Origin of the sequence: Glutamicibacter sp. NPDC087661, assembly GCF_044743275.1 — a bacterium.
Lineage (GTDB): Bacteria > Actinomycetota > Actinomycetes > Actinomycetales > Micrococcaceae > Glutamicibacter.
The window spans coordinates 189,467-214,340 of sequence record NZ_JBIUWE010000007.1; the positions used below are offsets into that span (position 1 = coordinate 189,467).

A 24,874-nucleotide genomic window follows, 5' to 3' on the forward strand; every position below is an offset into this window, starting at 1 on the left:
GACCGGATCTTCCTTCAAGGAAGATCCGGTCAATTGCTTAAGCTCTTGAATTATCTGCCGGCCCTAGCCGACGTTGCGCGCCGCCTTGGCAGCCCGACGGGCAGCCAATTCATCTTCTGGCAGGGTCTGCTGCACAGAGCTCTCTGAAGGCAGCTGGGCAAGGGAACCTTCCACCTCGCGCCAAACACGGCCTACGGCGATGCCGAATACGCCCTGGCCCTTCTGGACAAGGTCAATGACCTCGTCGGCGCTGGTGCATTCGTAGACCGAAGCTCCATCGCTCATCAACGTGATCTGGGCAAGGTCCTCAACGCCGCGTTCACGCAGGTGCAAAACGGCCGAACGGATCTGCTGCAGGGATACTCCGGTGTCCAGCAGCCGCTTGACAACCTTGAGCACGAGGATATCCCGGAATGAATAAAGGCGGTGGCTGCCGGATCCCTTGGCTCCGCGCACTGCCGGCTCTACCAGGCCAGTACGTGCCCAGTAGTCGAGTTGGCGGTAGGTAATGCCGGCTGCCTTGCACACAATTGGACCGCGGTAGCCGGCATGTTCATCCAGCTCAGGCAGGTCATCGGTGAAGAGCAGTCCCTGGGTGCTGGATTGCTTGTTGCCACCGTCGACCCCATAGTGAGGCCCAGTCTGGCGAGACTCCATCCAATTGCTCCTTGCGTGTCAGCACGTTCCTAAACGAGTATCCAGGGACCGAATGAGAACCGCGCAGATGCGAGTGATGACCATCAAAAAACAGCTCTTTTTAAATGTCCCTATGCAAAGACGGTACGGCGATAACGACTAATGGTCAAAGACCTTCAAGCTTAACTTTAAGGCGTGTCGCGCAGGCTTGGGGAATTACCCAATTCAAGGCCAATATTCCACTGAAACCAAACGCGCGATATCTACTAAGAAAAATCTTCTGGATCAATATTGTCCAAGAATTCACGGAATTCGCGCAACTGCTCTTCGGGTGCCTCTTCGCCGCCAGTTTCATTCTCGATGGCCACGCCAGCTTCTTCCAGGACGTGCTCGGCGCACATGATCGGGCACTGGGCGCGCACGGCAAGGGCGACGGCATCCGAGGAACGGGAATCTACGCGTTTGCCGTTGGAAAGGACAAGCTCCGCGACGAACACGGCATTGTTTACCGAGACTATTTCGATCCGCTCAAGCTTCACGTCCATGCTTTCAATGACGCTGAGCAGCAGATCATGGGTCATCGGCCGAGGCGGAGTGAGCCCTTGTTCAGACATTGCGATGGCCGAGGCTTCGGGCGCACCTATCCACAGCGGAAGGTAGAGATTACGCTCAGGGTATTTGAGCAGCAACAGCGGCTGATTCGCCGGCAATTGAATACGGATTCCGGCAAACTCCAGTTCCAGCATGCTAGCCCCTTAGAGTTGTTGTTGCCTGTTCGAATTCAGCCTAGCGATCCAGTTGGGAAATAGCACGTTGCACCAGGGCCTCGTGAATTTCCAGGCACTGGCGCGAGATTTCCTGGGCCTCTTCCGCAGCGCGGGCACGAGCGGAGACTTCAGGCTTCTTCAGTTCGTTGCCGACAATCGATTCAATCAGCGAGAACTCGCGATCAGCTGCGGTACGGAACTGCCGCAGGTGGCGAGGTTCAACGCCATGGCCCGCCAGCTGAACGGCCGATTTGGTGACCTTGATGCTGTTGGCGTCGAACAGGCCAGCAACCGGTTCGATCAAGCCGAACTTTATCAATTCGCCAACGAGCTCCTCGCTGGCACCGGTCAGCCCCTGCAGTTCAGCCAAGGACACCGAACGGGTTTTGCGCTCCACGGCCTCAGCCATGTCATCGTTGACCGCCTGTGGCGCCACCGGGGCTCCCCCAGGCAATGCTGCTGGCGCTTCACCGCGATCCACCGAGTCGAGATGGTCCTTGATGACCTTCAACGGCAGGTACTGGTCGCGCTGAACCGAAAGGATGAAACGCAAGCGGCTCACATCCGACGCGGAGTACTTTCGATATCCAGCGGAGGTACGTTGCGGGATGATCAGTCCCTTGTCTTCCAGGAAGCGGATCTTGGACGCAGTGACACGTGGGAACTCATCCTTGAGTTCCGAGAGCACCTCGCCGATATTCAGCGCGGCCTGCCGGAAGGTCTCGTGGCGTTGAGCCTCGAGACGTGGGCTGCGGGCTGCGTCAAAGATCGGCAAAGGGTCTACACCTCGGATGTATGGATATGTCGGCGTGCCAGACGCCGGCGGACAAAACCTCGAACTCTACTATTTTAAAGGTTCGGAACGCTTTGGTAGAAATTCAGGCGGAATTTGCCGATCTGAACCTGAACACCAGTGCTCAACGGGATCTCGTCGATACGGTCGCCGTTGATGTAGGTACCATTCAGCGATCCGATGTCGCTGAGCGTGAACCTCGCGTCCGTTCGGGAGAACTTGGCATGCCGACGCGAAACGGTCACATCGTCCAGGAAGATATCCGCGTTTGGATGGCGGCCTGCGATGCTCTCGTCGGTGTCCAGCAAGAAGCGTGCGCCCTTGTTTGGTCCGGAATGGGCAATCAGCAGCGCAGAACCAGCTGGCAGGGCGTTAACTGCGTTTTTCTCATCCTCACTCAGGGTGTAGATGACCGAAGGTTCAGCACCCTTGTGCACCGCAGGAAGAGCGATATTGGTCGTCTCAGAGGCAGACTCGTTGTGCGGGTCAACCGGCCGATGTTCCGACATTATGGGGTCCTCCAGAAAATTCTGTTAACAGTTCGTGCGTGACGACCTTGAGTTCTGTGTTGGCACAGTCAGTAATACCAAACTATTTACAGATTAGCCTACTCACTGCCCAACTGATAACAGAAAAGTACATATTTTCCGCTGCAAGGGATTGCCAGTGTGGCAAGATGCCAAGAGAGACGATGATGCCTTGGCAGCCCCTGCACTTCGATCCTTTCCCACAGATGGAGGCGATGCAATGAGAATTCAGGAACTTTCAGGTGAATCATGACGAAGATACTTCTCAAACGCGCGTATACCGCGCCCAGCGTCGAGGACGGCTACAGGATCCTGGTTGACAGGCTCTGGCCGCGCGGGAAGAGCAAGGCTGCCCTTCAGCTGGATCACTGGGCCAAGGCCTTGGCACCGAGCACCGGGCTTCGCAAAGGCTGGGATCACGATGCCGACCGCTTTGGCGAATTTGCGCAGCACTATCGCGCCGAGCTATATCAGAACCCCGCTGTCGATGGCTTTCTGGAAGTACTGGACCAGCATCCCGTGGTCACTTTGGTCTACGGAGCAAAAAATGAGCAGGCTAATCATGCTGTGGTGTTGCGTGACTATCTGCTCGATCAGCTCTCTGGTCCGTAGGCGGCACGAAGCACACGCCGTCGGCACACACCATATCCGAATCGACCACCTGCTGAAGGTCAAAGCTGAATTCCTGGCTCACCGTGGCACCTTTCATCGAAGTCCTGTCCCTTGGTGGTTCAACCACGTTGCGACAAAGAATATTCCGCACTTCCACGCGACGCCCTGCGCAGGGAAACCGATGGCACCGCGAGATACTCGCGGCGCCATCGGTGATGTGTGGAGCGAGGGCGCTACTAGTTCTGCTCCAGCAGGATCGGCTCGAAGAAACGGGCCAGCTCGTTGGCCGCATCCAATGGCAGGATGCTGGCAACATACATATCCGGACGGACGATCACGATCGCGCCATCGCGGGAGATCTGGCGCTCCTCGAAGATGTCCGAGCCGTCCAATGCGGTGTAGACCTTCTCGTAATCCATCAGGCCGAACACGCCGGTGTCCGGACGGAACACCTTAGGCGCGTCATTCACGTTCATCGTGGTGTAGTCCTGCTGGTAGACCACCTTGACATCGAACAGCGCGTCGGCGTCGGCACCCTTCGGCGTGAAGCGAACCAGTGGCGAGCGCTCATTCTCCAGCAGCCAACTCGACAAGGCGGCAATTTTCTGGGACTCTCCCACCGGCTGCTGATCAGCAAAGACGTAGATGCGGTAGCGGCCGTCGGCACGATGGTGGTGGCCCAGGTGCGTTGGGTTGGCATCGGCCAAGCGCATGACTTCCGAAGAGCGGAAGCGCTTGCCCACGGGGAATCCGGCGGCCAGCTCCTGGTGCTCCTTGCCGGCGACCAGCGCAGATGCCGCGTACTCGGTCATGAAGCCGGCAGGGAATTCGGCCGTGCGTACATAGAACTCGGCAACGCCTTCTTGGCCTTCAAGCTCCTTCGCAGTAGCAGCCATGATGGAGGACCACTTCTTGTCGAAGTCGATCAGGTCCTTGGCGATCACCTTGCGCTCGTCCGAGTAGGTGCGCAGCAGGCTTTCCGGAGCTTGGCCCGAGAGCACATAGCCGATCTTCCAGGCCAGGTTGAACCCGTCCTGCATGGAGACGTTCATGCCTTGGCCGGCCTTGGCCGAGTGGGTGTGGCAGGCGTCGCCGGTAATGAACACGCGCGGCTCACGGGTACCGATCTCTTCAACCGGCACATCATCGAAGCGGTCAGCCAGCCGGTGGCCTACTTCGTAGACGCTGTGCCACGCGACGTCCTTGACCTCGAGGGTATAGGGATTCAAAATCGCCTTGGCCCGCTCGATGATTTCTTCCAGCGGAGTCTCGCGGACCTTGCCGTTATCCCCTTCCGGAACTTCACCCAGGTCGACGTAGAGGCGGAAGAGCTGCCCGCCTTCGCGCGGAATCAGCAGGATCGAACCAGCCTTGGAATGGATGGCGCACTTGGTGCGCACATCCGGGAAGTTGGTCAGGCCCAGGGTGTCCATGACGCCCCAAGCGTGATTGGCCTTGTCACCGGAGAGCTTCGCGCCGATCGAGCGGCGGACATTGCTTCTGGCCCCATCGGAACCGACCACGTACTTGGCACGCACTACACGCTCAATGCCGTCATTGCTCTCGCCGCAGCCGATCAGGGTGACCTTCACCGGGTACTCTTCGCCATCTTCAACGACCAGTTCCTTGAAGTCCCACCCGTAGTCCGGGACGGTGCGAGCTGGGGAGTTCGCCGCGAAATCAGCGAAATAGTCGATAACGCGCGCCTGGTTGACCACGAGGTGCGGGAATTCGCTGACGCCGGTTGGATCATCGGCGGTGCGGTCGGTGCGGATGATCTGATCCGGGTTCTGCGGATCAGGGTTCCAGAAGGTGGTTTCCTTGATGATGTAGGCCTCGGCGGTGATGCGCTCGGCAAAACCGAAAGCCTGGAACGTCTCCACCGTGCGTGACTGGATCCCGTCGGCCTGGCCGATTTCCAGGCGGCCGGGCCGTCGGTCGATGATGCGGGTGTGCACATCAGGGAACTGGGAAAGCTGGGCGGCGGTGATGATGCCTGCGGGACCGGCACCGACGATCAGCACATCCATGACATCGGGCATCTCCATGGGACGGTTTATGCCCACGCCAGCCGCTGGCTGCACCCATGGATCGGCTGAAATGTATCCGTTGTGGTGAAACTGCACCGTTTCATCCCCCAATTCCCTGTGATGACCTCAGTCAATAAATATGATGTTCGATATTAGAACTGCATGATCTTTTATCGCACACTAATCATATACAATCTGTGAGCTCAGGCACAAGTTCACGCACGCTGCGCCGGCCACCCTAAGCCGCAGATGGGCAGAAGCCCCGGCGCAATAACCTCGCGCCGGGGCCCATCACTGATGCCAGCTGCTACCGATGCTCCCACTCGGGTCCGGCATACTCCAGCATCTGCTCTTCATTAAGTTGCGAACGCCCATAGGCTCCGTGCACCGCGTTGAACTTCCCGCCAATCTCCAAGTCGCGCGAGGACGAGATATCTCCGACCAGCCACGGCTTCCATTTGGTGGCCGACAGATAGGGGCGGATGATGCTGGCCGTGGCAGCGCAATCCGCGGCAAATGGCAGGATCGCCGGTGGTTCCCGATCCGCTCCCTCGCGAATGATGGCCAGGACCAGGCAGCACCGGTCTTGCGCGAGGCCCTGGGCCTGGCCCAACTTCACGATTCGCGCACCGAGCTAGTACCTTATCCGCTGATCGTGCCAGCCCCGAATTCGCCGCATGCCGGTCAGCAGCGCATCAAAATGCGTGATGTCCTGGTCGATCAGGCGGATGAGCAGTTGGGCGATGCCATGGCGCAGTCATTGGCCCATCGGGCCAGCCTGGTCGGCGAATTGCGGGCCTTGGGCGGTGCCGTAGCCCGGGTTCCGGCCCACGCCACCGCCTGGGGGTCGCGGCATCAAGAAGTGCTGGCAGCTACCTGGATCCACCCGTTGGGCATCGCCGAGCAGGACCAGTCGTTCGCTGCCCTGCAGGTTCTGGGCACCGGCGCGTACGGCGCCTACTCTTCGGACGTTCGCCGTTCGGCTGCCGAGCTCGCCTGGCCTGGGCAGACCGGAACCCGGCTGCGTGCCCTGTCCGAGAGAACTGACCCGCAGCACCTGTTTGATGGCGGACTGAACTTGAGAAGCCAGAACTCCAGCGCTACCTGATCAGCTCGACGCGTCCTGCTTCCACCCCGAGCCGATGCACCACCGAATGCTCGCGCATTTTCTGCTGCCAGCGCCGGTCGTGGCTGACCGTGACCACGGCGCCCGGATATTCCGCCAGCGCTGACTCCAGCTGCTCCACCAAGGCCGGTGAGAGATGGTTCGTCGGCTCGTCCAGGAACAGCATCTGCGCTTTGGTGCTGACCGCAATAGCCAGTTCCAGGCGGCGGCGCTGGCCTACCGAAAGCGCCATGGGGTGCCGCAGGAAATCCTGCGGCGAAAACAGGCCCAGCTGGGCCAGGGACGCACCGGCGTCCTGGACATACTGGCCGGTGGCCGCGGCGAAGGCTTCAACCAGGGTGCTGCCAGGAAAAATTCCGACTTCCTGGCGGAGCCAACCGCAGTGCAAGTTGGCAGCGCGCTCGATCTTCCCCTCGGCGCATTCCAGTTCTCCGGCGAGCATTTTGAGCAATGTGGATTTGCCAGCACCATTGGGGCCGGTGACTAGCCAGCGCTCGCCGAGCTTGATGTCGAAGCGTGGCGTGGACAGTTTCGGATCCGAGCCGCGCCGGGCGTTCATCACCTGCAGCAAGGTTTCGCCACCAGCCTGGTCCTGGGTGCTGCCGGGCATCAAGAAGGACAGCTCAGCAGCCGGCTCGGGTGCCCGGTGGGTTTCGAGGTCTTCGATTCGGGATTTTGCCTGGCGGATCTTGGAGGTCGACCCATGGCTGGAATCGCGGGCCCGGAAATTTCCATGTCCGAAACTGGATTTCTCCTGCTTGCGCGGAATGGCGCTGACGCGTGAAGCATACTTATCAACCAAGTTCTGTGAACGCTCAAGCTCCTGCACCCAATTTTCGTAGGCGACGCGGATCGCGATGCGCTCCTGCTCCTTGGCATGCAGATAACCGTCATAGCCATTGCCGTAATGCGCGACCGACCCGTCGGCAACCTCCACGATGGATCGGGCAAAACGCTTGAGGAACATCCGGTCATGGCTGATCAGCACCAGCGCACCGCGATGCTTATCCAGGGTGCGCTCCAGCCAGTTCATGGCCGCCTCGTCCAGGTCGTTCGTTGGTTCATCGAGCAGGAGCAATTGCGCACCCGAACACAGGACACAGGCCAGCGACAGCCGGGATCGCTGCCCACCGGAAAGTTGGGACACAAGGCGCTGGCGATCCAGATCTCCTAGGCCCAGCTGCGCCAAGGCGCTATCCAGGCGCGGAGCCAGCGAATAGCCGTCGGCCGCCTCATACAGGTCGGTAACCTGCTGCAGCTGCTTCATCAAACGTTCGGCGACAGGTTCTGGAGCATCTTCGAGCTTGGCCGAGACGACGCGCATCAAGCCTTCCAGTTCACGGAAGCGCCGATGATAGGAATCGATCACCTGTTGCACGCTCATGTTCGCAGCGAAGCTCGGGTTCTGCGCAGCGTAGGCAACGGCACCGGGCGCGTTCATCTTCCGCTGCCCGTGGTCGGGTTCGAGATTCCCTGCAATCACGCGCATCAGCGTGGATTTTCCCGAACCGTTATCGCCAAGTACTGCGATGCGGTCGGTACCGGAAATTGCAAGGTCGATGCCGGTCAGCACATCCCGTTCGCCGAAACTGACTGCGATGCCTTGCAATGAGCATACGTAGTCCGGTTCGGTTTCGCGCTCATGCTGGGAAGACTGGTGGATATTTTGGGACTGGGTCATGGGAATTTCCTGCCTAGCACCGGTTCGCCGAGTAATCAGGGCCGGTGCGGTGCTGGTGGTTGGCGGGCACCACAAAGGTGCAATGAAGATGGCGTCAGCGGAGCGAAGCTCGACACTGGTTACCGCCTAGAGGAAATGGACTCCATGAATTAACGTTCCCACCATTCAAGGCTAAGCCCAAGCCATCACAACAGGCAAGGTTTTGCGCACTACAGCTCGATGATGCCCTCAATCAGGACGTTCGCGGCCCCGCCAACCCAAAGCTGGCCGTCGGCCAAGTCCAGATGCACATGCCCATCGCGTCCGACTTTCGCACCCTGCCGGTTGACCAGTGGCGCGGTGGCGTGCCCGGCGGCCATCAGCCATTGCGTGGCCGCTCCATTCAGGCTTCCGGTGACCGGATCCTCGCGCAAGCCCCCGTTTTCAATGGCCAGAGCTCGGACTTCGAATTTTTCCGGTGCCGACGACTGCGGCAGTGCGCCGAAGACCCCGATTTTCCAGCGTCCCGGCCTATTGGGGATCCGCGGTGCGATGTCCAAAACCTGCTGCGAGTTTTCCAGCAGCACCGCGGCCCACCCCGGCCCGTTATCCGTCCACTGCGAATCCACAATCTGCTCGGGCTCAATGCCCAGGATCTGGATCATTTCCGTCAGTTCGTGCGGCGCAATTGCACCGGTTCGAACAGCCGGGGGCGAAGCAAAGGAAAGCGTTTCACCTTCGATCCTGATCGGTACCAAACCAGCTTCGCACTCGACGACCAGCTGCTTCGGATCCTGCGGCACTCCCCCGGCATGCAGCCAGGCACGCGCTGTGCCCAAGGCAGGGTGGCCGGCAAATGGGAATTCGCGTTCGCGCGCAAAGATGCGGAAACGGTAGTCGGCCCGCTCATCGCTGGCCGGCAGTACGTAGGTGACCTCGGAGAGATTGGACCAGAGCGAGTAGTCCTGCATCGACTCGGTATCCAGGCCCTGCCCGTCGAGCACCACGCCTAGCGGGTTGCCCTTGTACGGGGTGGCGCCGAAGACATCGACCTGCTGGAATCTGCGTTGCATTGGACCATCTTCCGGATCTTCGCCGTGGGTGTGGAATTCTGGGGAGGCACGGCAAAACCCCGCCGAGAGAAACTCTCGACGGGGTTTTCCGATTGGATCGTCGGGCTAACAAGATTTGAACTTGCGACCTCCTCACCCCCAGTGAGGCGCGCTACCAAGCTGCGCCATAGCCCGATGCCCTCGCAGCCGTTATCCCCAAGTCGTGAGAACCAAGGGTGCCGTCTGCGAAAAGCTCCTTTATTAGCCTACACCAAGTGAAGGGCTAAATTCGAAATTTAGCGATTGCGTCCGCGGCGCTCGCGGATTCGCATCGAAACCTCGATGGGGCTTCCTTCGAAACCGAAGGTTTCGCGCAGCCGCCGGGTGATGAAGCGGCGGTAGCCTGGATCCAGGAAGCCGGTGGTGAACAGCACGAAGCGCGGCGGACGGGCCGAAGCCTGGGTGCCGAACAGGATGCGTGGCTGCTTGCCGCCGCGCACCGGGTGCGGGTGGGCTGCGACAAGTTCGCCCAGGAAGGCGTTCAGCTTGCCCGTTGGAATGCGCTTGTCCCAGGATTCCAGCGCGGTATTCAGTGCGGGAACGAGCTTGTCCTTGTGCCAGCCGGTCTTCGCCGAGATGTTCACGCGCGGTGCCCACTCGATATGGGCAAGGTCGCGCTCGATCTCCTGGTCCAGGTAGTAGCGGCGATCCTCATCCACCTCATCCCACTTGTTGTAGACGATGACCATCGCGCGGCCGGCTTCGATGGCCAGCTGGATGATGCGCACGTCCTGCTCGGAGATGGTTTCATTGGCAGCCAGCAGGATGACGGCGACTTCGGCCTTCTCCAGCGCCGTCTGGGTACGCAACGACGCGTAGTAGTCCGAGCCGACGGCCATGTGCTGGCGGCGGCGGATACCGGCGGTATCCACGAAGCGCCAGACTTCGCCGCCCAGCTCGACAAGTTCGTCCACGGGATCGCGGGTGGTGCCGGCCAGATCGTCGACAACTACGCGCTCGGAGCCGGCCACCTTGTTCAGCAGCGAGGACTTGCCCACATTCGGACGGCCGATCAGCGCAATGCGGCGCGGACCGCCCGATGGGATCATGCCGCCGAAAGCCGAATGGGCCGGCATTTTCTCCATGACAGCGTCCAGCAGGTCGGCGGTGCCGCGGCCGTGCAGGGCCGAGACTGGCCATGGCTGGCCGAATCCCAGTCCCCACAGCGCGGCGGCTTCGGCTTCCTGGTTGAAGTCGTCGACCTTGTTGGCCACTAGGAAGACCGGCTTGCCCTTCTTGCGCAGCATCTTCACCACAGCCTCGTCGGTTGCGGTCGCGCCCACGTGGGAGTCGACCACGAAGAGGATGGCGTCAGCGACGTCGGCGGCAATTTCGGCCTGGTCGGCAACCGAGGCGTGGATGCCCTTGGCATCGTGCTCCCAGCCACCGGTATCGACGATGGTGAATGGGCGTCCCACCCACTCGGCGGAATAGGACACGCGGTCGCGGGTGACGCCCGGGGTATCCTCGACTACCGCTTCGCGGCGGCCCAGGATGCGGTTGACCAAGGTGGACTTGCCGACGTTAGGTCGTCCGATAACAGCCAAGACCGGCGGAATGACAACGTCTTCATCGTCGTCATCGAAGCTATCCAGGCCTGCAAGCAGGGCGGAGTCCTCTTCGTCCAGTTCGTAGTCTTCCAGTCCGCTGAGCAGGGCCTGGGCGCGAACCGCGGCCTCTTCCTCGCTCAGTTCGGCCAGGCGCTCGGCGATATCGTCGTCTCCAACGGGGATGTATTCCTCGTCGTGGGTGGAGTTGTTCTCGCTCATGATTTTCCCTTCACAGCGATCGTAATCTTCATCGGCTCTCGCCGAGGATGGGCACCAGCTTTAGGCTAGTTTTTCGTTGCAGTGCCGACTGCGTCAAGCACTGCGTCGATGGTCTGCTCGAAATCCAGGTCCGAGGAGTCTACGGTCATGACTCCGTCGGCAGCCTGGGTGAAGTTCACCACGGTGGAGTCCTTCGCATCGCGCGCCAGCACCTGGGTAGCCAGCTGCGACTCGTTCTGCGATCCGCCCAGCTGCAGGCCGCGGCGGCGCAGGCGGGCTTCTTCCGATGCGGTCAGCAGGATGCGCGCATCGGCATCCGGGGCGACCACGGTGGTGATGTCGCGGCCTTCGGCCACGATGCGGGTGTTGGCCGCAATGATTTCCTGCTGGCGGCGGACCAGTTCGGCACGCGCGTCCAGGTTGGTGGCAACGGTGGAAACCTGCTCGGAGATGCGTGGTTCGCGGATTGCCGCGGTCACGTCCACACCGCCGATTTCAACCAGTTCAGCATCAGGATCGACCGAGATGGACAGCTTGGCATCGCGCACGGCCTGGGCAATGGCCTCGGCGTTGGACAGATCGGTGCCATCGGCGAGCACCGAGTAGGTGATCGCACGGTACATGGCGCCGGTGTCCAGGTAGGCTGCGCCCAGCTTGCGGGCGACGGCCTTGGAGACCGAGGACTTGCCGGAGCCGCTAGGGCCGTCGATGGCAATAACCAGCTTGTCGTTGTTCAAGGTGCTCACTGGGCTACCTTCCATCCGTTCTTGGTCAATACATCTATCAATTCATCGCGCCGGCCGGGCACGACCGAAACATCCACCATGCCGACCTGATGGCCCGCGGAGTGCTCCATGCGCAAATCCTCGATGTTGATCTGCGCGTCGCCGATTTCGGCCAGCAACTGGGCGATCTGCCCCGGCCGGTCATCGATCACGACGGTGACCAACGCGAACGCCTGCGGCGGTGCGCCGTGCTTGCCCGGAATCCGGGCCTTGCCGGCGTTGCCTTCGGTCATCAGCTGCGAGAGGTCCAGCAGCGCGCCGGGGCCCTGCGGGTTCTGCAGCGTGCTGATCAGCCGGTCAAGATCTTCCTTCATCCCGGTCAGGATCGGCACCAGTGCGGCGGCATTGTGCGAGAAGATCTGGATCCAGAGCTTCTCGTCGCTGGCCGCGATGCGCGTGGTGTCGCGCAGCCCGTTGCCCGCCAAGGCCAGCTGGTGGCTTTCGGCGTTCAGCAGGCGCGAGGCGATCATCGAGCTGGCCGCTTGCGGGAAGTGGCTGATCAGCGCGACGGACTCATCGTGCTCGGCCACGCTCATCCGGTACATGGTCGCACCCAGGTCGATGGCCAGGGATTCGGCGGCTTTAACCCGCGAAGCCTGCGCGCCTTCATGGGCGCAGATGACCCACGGCATGGAGGTGAACAATTCGCCACGGGCCGCGGCCGGTCCGGACTTCTCCCGGCCCGCCATCGGGTGCGTCCCCACATAGCGGGAAGTCTCAGCCTCGCCCAGCCGCTCGTCCGCCAGCACGCCGGCCAGGATCGAGCCCTTGACACTGGCGATGTCCACCACGGCCGCGTTCGGATAGGCCAGCAGCGCGTCGCCCACCAGGGCGGAGGTGACATCCGGTGGAGCACCGATCACGACCAGTTCCGGGGCGATCTGCTGGTGCTCCAGCAGCACCCCGGCGCCAATGTCCTGGGCTACTCCGGCAGCGGTCGGCGAAATATCCGACAGGTAGACGTGCACGCCCTTGGCGCGCAGGCCCAATCCCACCGAGGTGCCCAGCAAGCCGGTGCCGATGACCAGCACCGGGCCTGCAAGGTGAGAAGACGCCATGGGCTACATCCCCACCATGGCCATGAGGTGCCCGACTTCCTGGTTGCCCAGGGAGCGGATGGTGCCCTGCTTCTGGTCGCCCAGCAGCACCGGACCCACGGCAACGCGCACCAGGCGCTGGACCGGGTGGCCTACGGCGTCGAACATGCGGCGCACGATGCGGTTGCGGCCCGAGTGCAGGGTCACCTCGACCATCACGTGCTTCGGTGTGGTGGCGATGATCTTCAGGTCATCGACCTTGATCCAGCCATCTTCGAGCTTGATTCCCTCGCGCAGCTGGTTGCTTACCGCACGCGGCAGCGGGCCGGGGATCTGCACCAGGTAGGTCTTGGGGACTTCGTACTTCGGGTGCTGCAGGCGGTTGGCCAGCTCGCCGTCGTTGGTCAGGATCAAGACGCCTTCGGTCTTGTAGTCCAGTCGGCCAACGTGGAACAAGCGCAGCGAGTGGTGCTCGTTCTTGAAGTAGTCGGCGATGGTGCGGCGGCCCTCCGGGTCATCCATGGTGCACATCACGTGCTTCGGCTTGTTGAAGACGAAGTAGCGGTTTGCCTGGTTCATCTGGATGCGCATGCCATCGACGTGGATGCGGTCCTTGGCTGGATCCACGCGCGAACCCAGCTCGACGACCAGGTTGCCGTTGACCTCGACGCGGCCTTCGAGGATCATCTCCTCGCAGACGCGGCGCGAGGCCACCCCGGCGTTGGCCATGGCCTTCTGCAGGCGGATGCCGTCCTGCTGCTCGCCGTTGATCTCGCGAGCTGCCTGGCTTTCGGCACGAGCCTGGGCGCGGGCGCGCTGGGTCGGGCGCGCATAGTTGGTCGGCACGGAGTTGCCGAAGCGTTCCTTGCCGAAAGCACGCTCGGAGTTCTTGCGCGGTGCTGCGGTGTTGCGCTTGGCCGAATTCGACTTTTCCCCTGGCTTGCCCGAGGCGGACTTGCCATACGGCTTCTCGCCGAATGGCTTCTCGCCGAAGGACTTGCCACCGGTGCGGCCTGCACCGCCTGGCTTGCCGTAGGCCTTGCCGCCGGTAGTGCCGCGGCCGCCTGCTGGCTTGCCGCCGAAGTTTGAATTGTTGCCGCGATCGTTGCGGCCTGAGGATGGTCCCCTGCTCATGCTTGCCTGTGTCCCTTGCTGTTACGTGTTCGCTGCGCGAGCCCGCCAGTCTTGGGGCTTCACGCGTGGTTGGTCCGTTGTAGCTGCCGGCTGGCAGCTACCTAGTCGTCGTAGGTTGCCGAATCGAGCGATTCGAGGTCGGCCACCCCGGGAAGATACGGGGACAGCGCAGGCAACTCATCAAGCGAGCCCAGTCCCAGTCGTTCCAGGAAGTATTCGGTGGTTTGGTACAGCGTCGCTCCGCCATCCCCAACTTCCGGATACTCCGTGATCAATCCGCGGGTGAGCAGCGTGCGCACCACTGAATCGACGTTGACGCCTCGAATCGCCGAAATACGTCCACGCGAGACCGGCTGTCGGTAAGCGATGACAGCCAGGGTTTCTAGGGCGGCCTGTGACAGGCGTGCTGTCTGCCCGTCGAGCACATAACTGGAGACGAAATCGGCGTAATCGGCCCGCGAATAGAAGCGCCACCCGGAGGCGACGCGACGCAGTTCAAATCCGCGCGGGCGATCCTTACTATCATACTCGGTAGCAAGGGTCTCCAAAGCGGCGGCAACCCTGGCGGTGGGGACTTCGAAGATTTCGGCCAAACGCGCCGAAGATACGGGGATATCGGCGACCATCAGCACCGCTTCAAGGCCCGATTCCAGGCCTCCTGGCAGCTGGTCAATGGGTGCAATCTCACTCATGATCCACCTCACCACCACTCCCCTCGTAGTCGTCTTGCACGGCCTGCGCATCGAAACTGGACTCCTGGACCAGCGAGATCAGCAGCGGGCCGAGCGGATCTTCCTGCGCAAAGCTAATGGCTCTCTGCCTGAACATCTCCAACAATGCCAGAAAACGCACGACCACCACCAGCTGCGCATCCGCGTCTGCCACCAGTTCGGTGAATGCCAGCGTGCCGCGGGCTTCGAGCAGGGCGGTGATCGCATCGGCTTCCTCGGCAATGGTGACGTTCGCCCCGTGCAGGTGCCCGATGCCGACCTCTGTTTCCGGTTCCGGCTTCGGCGCCAGCGCCTTGGCCGCCATCGCGGCCAAGGCGTCGGGCCCGATGCTGAACACCAGTTCCGGCAGCAGGGCAGCGAACTGCGGTTCCAGCGAGACTTCGCGGGGATGGCGCGCTCCCTCGATTCCGTAGCGTTCGCCCAAGAACTCGGCGGCCTGCTTGAAGGCCTTGTACTGCAGCAGCCGCGCGAAAAGCAGGTCGCGGGCTTCGAGCAGCTCGAAGTCCTCCTCATCGGCCATTTCGCCGCGCGGCAGCAAGCGGGCCGCCTTCAAATCCAGCAGCGTGGAGGCGACCACGAGGAATTCGGTGGTTTCATCGAGCACCTTCATCCCGTCGCTCCCCTCGGCGGCACTGGTGGCTTGCAGCTCGCGCAGGTAGGCGATGAATTCGTCGGTGACCTCTGCCAACGCGACCTCGGTAATATCCAGCTCGCGTTTGGTAATCAGGTGCAGCAGCACATCGAAGGGCCCGTTGAAATTCTGCAGGGCAAGGCGAAAACCGCCAGCCGATTCCTGCTCAGCTCCTGCTGGCGTGGTGGAATCGGTGGCGGCTTCTTCGCTGAGCGTGGCGCTCATTACGGGGCACCACCACGCCAAATCAGTTCGCGGGCGAGGTTGCGGTAGGCCTCAGCGCCCGGGTGGTTGGCGGCGTAGGAAGTAATCGGTTCGGCGGCCACGTTCGCGTCGGCGAACTTGATGGTGCGCTTGATGACGGTCTCGAAGAGCTTGTCGCCGAAGGCCTCATCCAGCCGGGTGATGACCTCGCGGCTGTGCAGGGTGCGGGCGTCGTACATGGTGGCCACCACGCCGTCCAACTCCAGCACCTGGTTCAGCCGGTCCTTGACCTTGTCGATGGTTTCCATCAGCAATGCCACCGCACGCAGCGCAAAGAACTCTGCGGTCAGCGGGATGATCACGCCATGGGCGGCGGTGAGCGCGTTGATGGTCAGCAGGCCCAGCGATGGCTGGCAGTCGATGAGCACCACATCGTAGTCGTCGATGACATTGCGCAGCGCACGTTCCAGCACCTGCTCGCGGGCGACCTCGTTGACCAGCTGCACCTCGGCTGCGGACAAATCGATGTTGGCTGGCAGCAGATCGATGTTCTCGACGTCGGTCTTCACGATGGCGTCGGTGATCTTCACCTTGCGGTCCATCAGCACGTTGTAGACGGTGATGTCCATTTCATGCGGGTTGGTTCCGAAGCCGGCAGACAGCGCGCCCTGCGGGTCGAAGTCCACCAGCAGCACCTTGCGGCCGTACTCGGCGAGCGCGGCGGCGAGATTGATGGTGGAGGTGGTCTTGCCAACGCCGCCCTTCTGGTTCACCATGGCGATCACGCGTGCCGGGCCGTGCGATGGCAACGGTGCTGGCACGGGGAAATCTGTCAATGGCTTGCCAGTAGGACCCACTGGGCGAGGCTCCTTGAGCATCCCCGCTCCGCGGTGCTTGTTTCCCTGTTCCTCGCTCACGATGGGTAAACCACACTTCCCGTTCGATAAACCTGATTCTTCGAGCTGTAAGCTCTTTTCAAGGTTATCGGTCGAAGCAAAAGATCTTGGTTTTTTGGGTTCTTCCACGGCGAGCCTTTACCTTGAACCTTAGCTCTAATGTTGTATGCGAGCTGAACGCAATCTGGCATTTACGGGAAGGGCGCGATGCGCACCATTGAAAAGCTCGCCAGCTGGGCGGAAGCCGAGCCAGGCAGCAAGCAGGCAAGGGTCCGTGTGCTCCTCCAGGCCCAACTGGACGACGGGCTATTCATCGTGGTGCTCGACGACCGCGGATGGTCCAGCAGCGAAGAATGGGCGCAGGTGACGCCGGCCGGAATCCGCGAAACCGCGTTGGTTGTGGTGGGCCCGGATGAACCGGCACCGGGGTGGACACGGGCCGAGGAGCTGCATGCTTATTGGGAGTACATCCAGTCGATTCTCGCTGCGCAACAGCTGCACGCGTCGATCGACGAGCTGATGGCTCTGGATCATGAGGTCCAGTTCGGCCCGCGCCTGCAGCGCCTGCTCACCGCGGCCGGCCACTGACCTGTGTGCTTCTGGGCCGAAAACCGGAATCATCATGAGCCAGGATTCCCGCGCCATGCACCGCTTGGACGGTACGCGACCTGCTCGACCACCCCTGCGATCTGGCCCAAGCCACCGGCCAGGCACTGGAGGGTGATCCTGCCGTGGAGTCCCCGGCTGGGCAGCGCCCTGGTGCCCAGCCCGATCATCCGCTGGCTATTCGGATAAGTTCTTGATCCTGGCGCATTCCGGTGGTCGAATGGTTCCACACGCGCCGGCATCCGGCGGCATAAGGGGCGAGGCAGATGTTCACGGGAATGCTCAGCAATTGCACGGTATCGAATTTGGCCCGAGCCGAGCACTGGTACGCGCGGCTCTTCAACCGGGCGCCGGACCAGCGGCCCATGGACGGGCTGCTCGAATGGCATCTGGCCCCGGGATTCGGAGTCCAGGTCTTCGCGGAGCCCGACCGTGCCGGATACAGCACGCTGGTCCTGGAAGTGGCCGACCTCGACGCGCAGGCCGCGCGCCTGCTGGATGCGGGCATCGGGCATCACGGCCCGCAGCCCGGCGGCGGAGCACGGATCGTGCAGCTGCAGGATCCCGACGGCAACCGGGTGGTGCTCGCTTCGCCCTTGCCCGGCCTCTCGCGCTGAGCCGGGCATCAGGCTCTCAGGCTTGCTCGGCCAACCAGTCGAAAGACAACGGCAGCAGCTCGCGAATGCCGATGCTGCGCGCCCCGTGCGGGGTATCGACGATGACCCGCAGCCACGGATAGCTATCAGCCATCACCTGGCGGCAGCGCCCGCACGGGTTTTTGATGCCGCGCCCCTGGTTGCCCACTGCCACCACCACCTGCGGATCCCTTGCCCCGGCCGCACGGGCCGCACCGAAGGCCACCAGCTCTGCACACGGGCCTCCGGTGAAGTGGTAGAAATGCACGCCCGCGTGCATGGCGCCGTCGGCAGCCAGCACCGCGGCACCCATGGTGTGCACTCCGTCGCCGCCATCGGGCGCGTCGGTTGCTGCCTCAATGGTCCGCCGGGCGAGTTCGACCAGTTCTTCTTCGGCGTCTGCCAGTGCACGATACTGCTGCCGGTGCGGTGTCCCGTTCATTGCTCCAGCCTAGCTGCCCAGTTCCGCAAGCCACGGGTCCCAAGCCTGGCTGGCCATCCCCGCCAGCAGGTCGTAGCCTGCTGCGCGCGGGTGCGCTCCATCATCGGCGGCCACTTGGCGGCGCCACAGCTCATGTTCCGCGAGATCCCCGAACACGCTTAGATAAGGCACATTCCTCGATGCGCACCGTGCCCGCATTTGCGCATCCAGCTCGCGCAGTTCCGCGTTCAATGCATCATCGGCGATCGGCGGCGGACCGATCATGAGAACCGGCCAATTGCGTTCCTTTGCCGCATCCAGGATGGCCTCGAGGTTCTGGATCCGTTCTCCGGCGGCCACCCGCGGCTTCGCGTCCCAGCGGATCACGTCGTTGACTCCGAAGCAGAGCACCACGCCTGGCGCGTAATCCCCTGGCGGAAAGCGTGCGGCGCATTCAGCTTCGAATCGCTGCCGGATCATGGCGCTGGTATCGCCGCGAACACCGAGGTTGTAGCCGGTGAGCCCATGGCCCCGTTCGATTCCCCGGGCGACCAGCCGCCCTGCCCATCCGCGATGGGTTTCATCGCCGACTCCTGCGACGAAGGAATCGCCGACAAAGCACACTCGTACCGCTGAACCCATGATGCCTTTCCGCCTGCTGGCTGCTGCGCCCGGCTGGGCCCTATCTTGCCAAAGGCGCCCAGACGCAGAAAATCCGTTACCCGAACGTGTCGGATAACGGATTTCCAGCAAGGTCCTAGTGGCCTTCGACGCTGCTCTCGTCGAATGGAAGGCTGCCCGCCAGTACAGCCTTGGCCTGGTCCATGTCGATCTCCCTGGTCCACTTGCCGATCAGCAAGGTTGCCACGGCGTTGCCGGTGAAGTTGGTCAGCGCGCGGGCCTCGGACATGAACTTGTCGATGCCCACGATCACGCCCATGCCGTCCAGCAGTTCCGGGCGGTGCGACTGCAGGCCGGCTGCCAGGGTGGCCAGGCCGGCGCCGGTCACGCCGGCTGCGCCCTTGGAAGCGATGATCATGAAGACCAGCAGGCCGATCTGCTCGCTCAGGCTCATGGGCATGCCCATGGCCGTTGAGACGAAGAGTGCCGCCATGGTCAGGTAGATGGCGGTGCCATCGAGGTTGAAGGAGTAGCCGGTAGGCACGGTGATGCCCACGACGGGCTTGGACACCCCTGCGTGCTCCATCTTGGCGATCAGGCGCGGCAGTGCCGACTCGGAGGATGAGGTGGAGAAGATCAGCAGGTATTCGCGAGCCAGGTACTTCAGCAGCAGGAAGATGTTCAGGCCGGTGACCAGGCGCAACAGGGAACCGAGGACGACGACGATGAAGAGCGCGCAGGTGACGTAGAAGGCACCCATGAGGATCGCCATCGAGCCGATGGCGGCCCAGCCGGTAGCGCCGACCACGGCGGCAATGGCACCGAAGGCACCGATCGGGGCAGCCCACATGATCATCATCATCAGGCGGAAGACCACCGCCTGGATGTGCTTGACTGCGTTGAGCACAGGCTCGCCGGACTTGCCCATGGACTGCAGCGCGAAGCCGACCAGCAGGGCCAGCACCAGGGTCGGCAGCACGGGGATGTCGCCCGGAATCATTTCCAGCAGGAAGGCCACGGTGGAGTTCTCCCCGCCGCCGGATCCCGACTCGTACGGCTCGAGCTTCAGCCCCGAACCCGGGTGGATGATGTTGCCGACGACCAGGCCGATGGCCAGCGCAAAGGTGGACATGGTGATGAAGTACAGCAGCGCCAGACCGCCGACCTTGCCGACGGTTGCCGCCTTGGCAATGGAACCAACGCCCAGGACGATGGTGCAGAAGATGACTGGACCGATCAGCATCTTGATCAGTGCGACGAATCCGGTGCCCAGGGGCTTGAGGGCCTTGCCCACCTCCGGGGCCAGCAGGCCGACCGCTGCGCCGAGCACCACGGCGGCAATCACCATGATGTACAGCCAGTGGGTCTTGTCTTTCTTCTTCGTTCCGGCCTGCGGCGAATTGCCTGCCGGCGGCATCTGGTCTGTGACAGCCATGGTAGTCCTACCCTTGTGAGCGCATGGAACCGAACCGTGCACCCTTGCACAGCCGGCATTACGTAGAATCGTTCTGTATCCATGGTGCGGTTCGAAGTGATCCGCATCTCCATTGCGTTCATATTGGTCACGCGGTGAACAGTACAAGGACCAGGCAGCACAAGGAGATGAGCGCAGTGACCGATCATTTCACCGACCTGTCGCTGGCCCGCCCCACCCGCGAGGCCGCCTCCCCCGCACCGCTCAGCCGCGACGGCTGGTCCCTGGCGGTAGTCATCTTCGCCGCCCAGATGCTGGTGGTCATCTTCGTCGTCGTGGGCCTGGCGGTCGCCACCTACCAGCACCAGGCGCAGGTGATCCAGGATGACAAGCAGGCCACGGTGGCCACGATTTCCATCACCCTGGCCAACGATCCTTTCGTGTCCCAGGCCCTGGCCGGCGATCACCCCACCGAGCAGCTGCAGCCCTACACCGACAAGATCCTGGACCGCGGGCAAGGCGTGGATTTCATTACGATCATGACCCCCGATGCCCTGCGCGTCACCCACCCCGACCCCGAGCAGCTGGGCAAGGGATATTCGGGCAGCATCAACCAAGCGCTGGCCGGCCAGACCCACAACGAGGTGGCCGCGGGCACCTTGGGCCTTTCGGTGCGCACCATCGCCCCGGTCTACCACGACGGCGAGCTGGTGGGGATGGTCTCTTCGGGCATCACGCTGGAGAGCCTGGAGTCGATCTACCGCAGCGAACTTCCGCAGATCATGACCGTTTCGGCGCTGGCCCTGCTGCTGGCGGGTTTCAGCTCATGGTCCTTCTCCCGCTACGTCAACCAGGCCACGCTCGGCTTCGGCCCGCACGGGCTGCGCCGGCTCTACGCCTTCTACTTCTCGGCCCTGCACTCGGTTCGCGAGGGCCTGGTCCTGCTGGACCGGCGGCACCGCATCGTGCTCTACAACCAGGAAGCTTCCAGATTGCTCGGCTTCCCCGAGGAAGTGCCTTCCGGCGGATTGGACCTCGACCAGGTGCAGATCCCCGAAACCCTGCGCACCCTGATGGCGACCGGACGCAGCTGCAAGGACGAAATCCATTTGGGCACCCACACCGTGCTGTCCATTTCCCAGGGCCCGGCCCGCCTGACCAACGCGCGATTGCCCCGCCGCGGCGGGCTGCCGGCCCGCTGGTTCGGTTCCCAGCCGGTGACCGGCCAGGTCATGACGCTGCGCGATTTGACCGAAGTGCAGGAACTGGCCGGCGAAGTGCAATCGCTGAAGACCTTCTCCACCGCCCTGCGAGCGCAAACCCATGAGCATGCCAACCGCCTGCACACCATTGCCACGCTGATCGAAAATGGCCAGAGCGACAAGGCGCTGGCCTTCGCGGTCGATGACCGCCAGCATTCGCAGAAGCTCACCGATGCGATCGTGCATTCCATCGACGACGTCTATCTTTCCAGCCTGCTGGTGGCCAAGGCCGCCCAAGCCCATGAGCGCGGCGTGAAGCTCGATATCAACGCGCAGGGCATGATTCCGGGCAATGCCTTTGCCGCCACCGACATCGTCACCATCGTCGGCAACCTGCTGGATAACGCGCTGGATGCTTCGGCGGGCACCCAGGACGCGACGGTGTGGGTGGAAGTGGCCGCGGCCGATGACGAGCTGATCATCGCGGTGGCCGATTCCGGCCCGGGCATCGAACCCGAGTTCCTCGATCAGCTGCTGCGCTTCGGGGCCAGCACCAAGGCCGGCGGCCAGCCGCGCGGCCTGGGGCTGGCACTGGTGCAGCAGGCGGTGCTGCGGCTAGGTGGCACAATGGGTGTTGATAACGATGCCGGCGCAATCTTCACCGTCACCTTGCCCTTGAGAATCAGCGACTAGCCCAGGAGGGTACCGTGCACGAATCCCCTGCAGCCACGCCCCCGCCGGGCACCGCCTCGCACAGCTTCAAGGTGCTCGTGGTCGACGACGAGCCGCAAACTGCCGCCTCCCACGCCAAGTACGTCAACCGCGTTCCGGGATTCGCCACCGGCGCCATTGCCGCCAACGGCCAGCAGGCGCTCGGGCTCTTGGCCGCGGCCCGCGATGCCCACGACCCCTTTGACCTGGTCCTGCTGGATATGACCCTGCCCGACCTGCACGGCATCGACGTCGCCAAGCGCATGCGCGGCCGCGGGCTGACCACCGACATCATCGCCATTACCGCGGTGCGGGACCTGGCTGTGGTGCGTTCGGCGGTAGCCACCGGAATCACCCAGTACCTGATCAAGCCCTTCACCTTCGCGGCGTTCAGCGAGAAATTGGAGAACCACCGGCGGTTCATTTCCGAGATCAGCTCCACCGGCCCGGATACCAGCCAGGCCGCGCTGGATAATGCGTTCTCGGCCCTGCGCACCACCAGCGCTTCCGCGTCCCTGCCCAAGGGGCTGATTCCGGAAACGCTGGCGCAGATCACCGACCATCTGCGCAGCAAGCCCGATACCTGCCTGTCAGCGACCGAGCTCGGAGAAGAGCTGGGCATCTCCCGGGTCACCGCCCGGCGCTATCTGGAGCATCTTGCCGAGGTCAAGGCCGTGGTCAAGCAGCCCCGGCATGGCACACGAGGCCGCCCGGAATACGAATACCGGGCAGCCTCGCGCAGCTAGGCTCTGGTTTCCCCTAGGCTTCGGGACGCAGCAGCGGCACCAGCTCGTCGAGCACCGCGGTGTCCTCGATGGTCGACGGGACCGAGTATTCCTTGCCATCGGCAATCTGCCGCATGGTCTTGCGCAGGATCTTGCCCGAACGGGTTTTGGGCAGCGCCGCCACGACGGTGACTTCGCGGAAGTCGGCCACCGCACCGATGTGCTGGCGCACCAGCGCGACGATTTCCTTCTTCAGCGTTTCCTCCTGGATCTGCACGCCGGACTTGAGCACCACATAGCCGCTGGCCCGCTGGCCCTTGAGCGCGTCGGCCAGGCCGATCACCGCGCATTCGGCCACGGCGGGATGGCTGGCCAGCACCTGCTCCATGGCACCGGTGGACAGGCGGTGCCCGGACACGTTGATCACGTCATCGGTTCGCCCCATGACGAACAGGTAGCCGTCGTCGTCCAGGAAGCCGGAATCGCCGGTGAGGTAGCACCCCTGGATCTGCGAAAGGTAGGTGTCGATGAAGCGCTGGTCGTTGCCCCACAGGGTGGTCAAGGCGCCGGGCGGCAAGGGCAGCCGGACTACGATGTTGCCTTCCTGGTTCGCGCCGAGCTGCTCGCCCAGCGCATCGCGGGTCTGCACGTCGAACCCCGGTACCGGGGTGGTGGGCGAACCGGCCTTGGCAGACAGCTCTTCCAGGCCCAGCGGGTTGGACGCGATCGGCCAGCCGGTTTCGGTCTGCCACCAGTTATCCACCACGGGGATGCCCAGCAGCTTCGAGGCGAAGTGGTAGGTATCCGGATCCAGCCGCTCGCCGGCGACGAACAGCGCACGCAGCGATGACAGATCGTGGCTGGCGATCATCGCGCCTTCCGGGTCGGCCTTGCGCACCGCGCGCAGCGCAGTCGGCGCGGTGAACATCGTGGTGACCTTGTGGTCCTCGATGATCCGGCCGAACGCGCCGGCATCCGGAGTGCCGATGGGCTTGCCCTCGTAGAGCACCGTGGTGGCCCCGGCGATCAGCGGCGCATAGACGATGTAGGAGTGTCCGACCACCCAGCCCACGTCGGAGGCGGTAAACATGGTGTCTCCCGGATGCACGTCGTAGACCGCGTTCATGGAGTACTGCAGGGCCGTGGCGTAGCCGCCGGTGTCGCGCACCACGCCCTTGGGGGCACCGGTGGTTCCCGAGGTGTAGAGCACGTAGAGCGGGTGGGTGGATGGCACGGAGACCGGCCCGGCCGGCGAGGCGGTCTTCGCCTGCTCTTCCCAGTCCAGCCAATTGATCTGCTGGCCGTTGACCGGCTTTGCCTGGTATTCGTCCAGGCCGTGCTCGAAGCCATCGCGGTGGGCAACGATCACGTCCCTGACCGCAGGCTCGGCCAGGCCCAGCGCTTCGGCCACTGCCGGCAGGTATTCGATGCGGCGGCTTGGCTCGATGCCGCCGGAGGCGGTAATGATCGCGACCGGGGCGCAGTCGGTGATGCGGGCCGCCAGTTCCTTGGGCGCGAAGCCGCCGAAGACCACCGAGTGGATTGCACCCAGGCGTGCGCAAGCAAGCATCGCGATGGCCGCCTGCGGGATCATCGGCAGGTAGACCAGCACGCGGTCACCGGCCTTCACGCCGCGTCCAGCCAGCACGCCGGCGAAGATTTCCACTTCGCGCAGCAGTTCGGAGTACGAGTAGGTGGTGGCGGTGCCCAGCATTGCCGAATCGTAGACCAAGGCGGTGCTCTCGCCGCGTCCGGCTTCGACGTGGCGGTCCAGCGCATTGGCCGAAAGGTTCAGCATGCCATCCGGGAACCAGCCATACAGCGGCTTGCGCGAATCATCCAGCGCAATCCGCGGCGCCTTGTCCCAGTGGATATCCCGGGCAGCTTGCAGCCAGAATGCGGCGGGGTCATTGGTGGCTTGGTCATAGGCCTGGCGGTATTCCTGCACCATGGTTCTCTCCTCCTGGCTCCGGGCATCATCATCCGGCACCTGTGTGGTGGTTGAGGTCGTCCTCTTGGCGTTAACTGTATGAGTACGATCACATCACCGCAACCACTTTGTATACAGATTTCGAAAAAATACCAAAAG

26 protein-coding genes and 1 tRNA gene are annotated in these 24,874 nt (G+C 62.8%); 7 read left to right on the plus strand and 20 right to left on the minus strand.

The genetic code is table 11. The annotated features are described in order from the left end of the window. Nucleotides 1-63: 63 nt before the first annotated feature. The 4 genes from ACIOTN_RS17405 to ACIOTN_RS17420 form a co-directional block, all read right to left on the minus strand. Entirely contained in the window at nt 64-657 is a 594-nt protein-coding gene (locus ACIOTN_RS17405) for a MerR family transcriptional regulator (RefSeq protein WP_105659060.1), read from the minus strand. A gap of 245 nt (nt 658-902) precedes the next feature. Continuing rightward, the gene (locus ACIOTN_RS17410) at nt 903-1,382 is read right to left on the minus strand and encodes a bifunctional nuclease family protein (protein ID WP_105659059.1); all 480 of its coding nucleotides are present in this window, start codon (nt 1,380-1,382) and stop codon (nt 903-905) included. 40 nt (nt 1,383-1,422) lie between these two features. Then, the gene (locus ACIOTN_RS17415; protein WP_286134412.1) at nt 1,423-2,178 is read right to left on the minus strand and encodes a MerR family transcriptional regulator; all 756 of its coding nucleotides are present in this window, start codon (nt 2,176-2,178) and stop codon (nt 1,423-1,425) included. A gap of 74 nt (nt 2,179-2,252) precedes the next feature. After that, nucleotides 2,253-2,705 carry an FHA domain-containing protein gene (locus ACIOTN_RS17420; RefSeq protein ID WP_105659058.1) on the minus strand — a complete coding sequence of 151 codons (453 nt, stop codon included), beginning with the start codon at nt 2,703-2,705 and terminating at the stop codon, nt 2,253-2,255. Nucleotides 2,706-2,972: 267 nt separating this feature from the next. On the opposite strand from ACIOTN_RS17420, the gene ACIOTN_RS17425 reads away from it, so the two are divergent. Then, nucleotides 2,973-3,335 (plus strand): DUF488 domain-containing protein, encoded by a 363-nt coding sequence (locus tag ACIOTN_RS17425; protein WP_105659057.1) that lies wholly within the window; start codon nt 2,973-2,975, stop codon nt 3,333-3,335. 236 nt (nt 3,336-3,571) lie between these two features. Here the strand turns inward: ACIOTN_RS17425 and ACIOTN_RS17430 are convergent, their stop codons facing one another. Together ACIOTN_RS17430 and ACIOTN_RS17435 are read right to left on the minus strand one after the other, a co-directional pair. After that, complete coding sequence (locus tag ACIOTN_RS17430) at nt 3,572-5,461, minus strand: FAD-binding monooxygenase (RefSeq protein ID WP_105659056.1); 1,890 nt, start codon at nt 5,459-5,461, stop codon at nt 3,572-3,574. A 211-nt stretch (nt 5,462-5,672) separates the two neighbouring features. After that, nucleotides 5,673-5,984 (minus strand): hypothetical protein, encoded by a 312-nt coding sequence (locus ACIOTN_RS17435; protein ID WP_105659055.1) that lies wholly within the window; start codon nt 5,982-5,984, stop codon nt 5,673-5,675. Here ACIOTN_RS17435 and ACIOTN_RS17440 point away from each other — a divergent pair. Continuing rightward, entirely contained in the window at nt 5,952-6,473 is a 522-nt protein-coding gene (locus tag ACIOTN_RS17440) for a hypothetical protein (protein ID WP_105659054.1), read from the plus strand. The two genes, ACIOTN_RS17435 and ACIOTN_RS17440, sit on opposite strands and share 33 nt — an antisense overlap. Here ACIOTN_RS17440 and abc-f read toward each other — a convergent pair. The 10 genes from abc-f to ACIOTN_RS17490 all read right to left on the minus strand — a co-directional run bounded on the left by abc-f (nt 6,466) and on the right by ACIOTN_RS17490 (nt 16,471). Continuing rightward, on the minus strand, nt 6,466-8,172 hold the full coding sequence (gene abc-f / locus ACIOTN_RS17445) for a ribosomal protection-like ABC-F family protein (protein ID WP_402735830.1): 1,707 nt from the start codon (nt 8,170-8,172) through the stop codon (nt 6,466-6,468). The genes ACIOTN_RS17440 and abc-f overlap by 8 nt on opposite strands. A 209-nt stretch (nt 8,173-8,381) precedes the next feature. Continuing rightward, a complete protein-coding gene (locus tag ACIOTN_RS17450) occupies nt 8,382-9,224 on the minus strand; it encodes a PhzF family phenazine biosynthesis protein (protein WP_105659052.1) in 843 nt (280 codons plus the stop codon). Between the two features lie 100 nt (nt 9,225-9,324). Beyond that, nucleotides 9,325-9,398: transfer RNA gene (locus ACIOTN_RS17455), tRNA-Pro, on the minus strand. Nucleotides 9,399-9,499: 101 nt separating this feature from the next. Further along, nucleotides 9,500-11,032 (minus strand): ribosome biogenesis GTPase Der, encoded by a 1,533-nt coding sequence (gene der, locus ACIOTN_RS17460; RefSeq protein WP_105659051.1) that lies wholly within the window; start codon nt 11,030-11,032, stop codon nt 9,500-9,502. Between the two features lie 65 nt (nt 11,033-11,097). Further along, nucleotides 11,098-11,793 carry a (d)CMP kinase gene (cmk, locus tag ACIOTN_RS17465; protein ID WP_105659050.1) on the minus strand — a complete coding sequence of 232 codons (696 nt, stop codon included), beginning with the start codon at nt 11,791-11,793 and terminating at the stop codon, nt 11,098-11,100. Beyond that, the gene (locus ACIOTN_RS17470) at nt 11,775-12,875 is read right to left on the minus strand and encodes a prephenate dehydrogenase (protein ID WP_105659049.1); all 1,101 of its coding nucleotides are present in this window, start codon (nt 12,873-12,875) and stop codon (nt 11,775-11,777) included. The genes cmk and ACIOTN_RS17470 overlap by 19 nt, the downstream gene beginning before the upstream one ends. 3 nt (nt 12,876-12,878) lie before the next feature. After that, complete coding sequence (locus ACIOTN_RS17475; protein WP_105659048.1) at nt 12,879-13,988, minus strand: pseudouridine synthase; 1,110 nt, start codon at nt 13,986-13,988, stop codon at nt 12,879-12,881. A gap of 101 nt (nt 13,989-14,089) precedes the next feature. After that, nucleotides 14,090-14,680 (minus strand): SMC-Scp complex subunit ScpB, encoded by a 591-nt coding sequence (gene scpB / locus ACIOTN_RS17480; protein WP_105659047.1) that lies wholly within the window; start codon nt 14,678-14,680, stop codon nt 14,090-14,092. Continuing rightward, entirely contained in the window at nt 14,673-15,575 is a 903-nt protein-coding gene (locus ACIOTN_RS17485; RefSeq protein WP_105659046.1) for a ScpA family protein, read from the minus strand. Before ACIOTN_RS17485 ends, scpB begins: the two co-directional genes overlap by 8 nt. Next, nucleotides 15,575-16,471 carry a ParA family protein gene (locus tag ACIOTN_RS17490; protein ID WP_013348536.1) on the minus strand — a complete coding sequence of 299 codons (897 nt, stop codon included), beginning with the start codon at nt 16,469-16,471 and terminating at the stop codon, nt 15,575-15,577. Before ACIOTN_RS17490 ends, ACIOTN_RS17485 begins: the two co-directional genes overlap by 1 nt. Nucleotides 16,472-16,657: 186 nt before the next feature. Between ACIOTN_RS17490 and ACIOTN_RS17495 the strand changes: the two genes are divergently transcribed. From ACIOTN_RS17495 to ACIOTN_RS17505, 3 genes are all read left to right on the plus strand, one after another. Continuing rightward, nucleotides 16,658-17,038 (plus strand): hypothetical protein, encoded by a 381-nt coding sequence (locus ACIOTN_RS17495; RefSeq protein WP_105659045.1) that lies wholly within the window; start codon nt 16,658-16,660, stop codon nt 17,036-17,038. A 44-nt stretch (nt 17,039-17,082) separates the two neighbouring features. After that, the gene (locus ACIOTN_RS17500) at nt 17,083-17,253 is read left to right on the plus strand and encodes a maleylpyruvate isomerase N-terminal domain-containing protein (RefSeq protein ID WP_133834507.1); all 171 of its coding nucleotides are present in this window, start codon (nt 17,083-17,085) and stop codon (nt 17,251-17,253) included. 69 nt (nt 17,254-17,322) lie between these two features. Further along, nucleotides 17,323-17,673: a VOC family protein gene (locus tag ACIOTN_RS17505; RefSeq protein WP_105659044.1), complete on the plus strand. Its 351-nt coding sequence runs from the start codon at nt 17,323-17,325 to the stop codon at nt 17,671-17,673. Nucleotides 17,674-17,689: 16 nt separating this feature from the next. On the opposite strand, the gene ACIOTN_RS17510 is transcribed toward ACIOTN_RS17505, so the two are convergent. From ACIOTN_RS17510 to ACIOTN_RS17520, 3 genes are all read right to left on the minus strand, one after another. Continuing rightward, nucleotides 17,690-18,133: a cytidine deaminase gene (locus ACIOTN_RS17510; protein WP_105659043.1), complete on the minus strand. Its 444-nt coding sequence runs from the start codon at nt 18,131-18,133 to the stop codon at nt 17,690-17,692. 9 nt (nt 18,134-18,142) lie between these two features. After that, the gene (locus tag ACIOTN_RS17515) at nt 18,143-18,754 is read right to left on the minus strand and encodes a GDSL-type esterase/lipase family protein (RefSeq protein WP_105659042.1); all 612 of its coding nucleotides are present in this window, start codon (nt 18,752-18,754) and stop codon (nt 18,143-18,145) included. A gap of 115 nt (nt 18,755-18,869) precedes the next feature. Continuing rightward, complete coding sequence (locus ACIOTN_RS17520) at nt 18,870-20,168, minus strand: cation:dicarboxylate symporter family transporter (RefSeq protein WP_105659041.1); 1,299 nt, start codon at nt 20,166-20,168, stop codon at nt 18,870-18,872. Between the two features lie 176 nt (nt 20,169-20,344). On the opposite strand from ACIOTN_RS17520, the gene ACIOTN_RS17525 reads away from it, so the two are divergent. Beyond that, nucleotides 20,345-22,042, plus strand: a complete 1,698-nt coding sequence (locus ACIOTN_RS17525; protein WP_332498099.1) for a sensor histidine kinase — start codon at nt 20,345-20,347, stop codon at nt 22,040-22,042. A 14-nt stretch (nt 22,043-22,056) separates the two neighbouring features. Next, on the plus strand, nt 22,057-22,806 hold the full coding sequence (locus ACIOTN_RS17530) for a response regulator (RefSeq protein ID WP_105659039.1): 750 nt from the start codon (nt 22,057-22,059) through the stop codon (nt 22,804-22,806). 13 nt (nt 22,807-22,819) lie between these two features. On the opposite strand, the gene ACIOTN_RS17535 is transcribed toward ACIOTN_RS17530, so the two are convergent. Next, the gene (locus ACIOTN_RS17535; protein ID WP_402735831.1) at nt 22,820-24,736 is read right to left on the minus strand and encodes an AMP-binding protein; all 1,917 of its coding nucleotides are present in this window, start codon (nt 24,734-24,736) and stop codon (nt 22,820-22,822) included. Between the last annotated feature and the right edge of the window lie 138 nt (nt 24,737-24,874).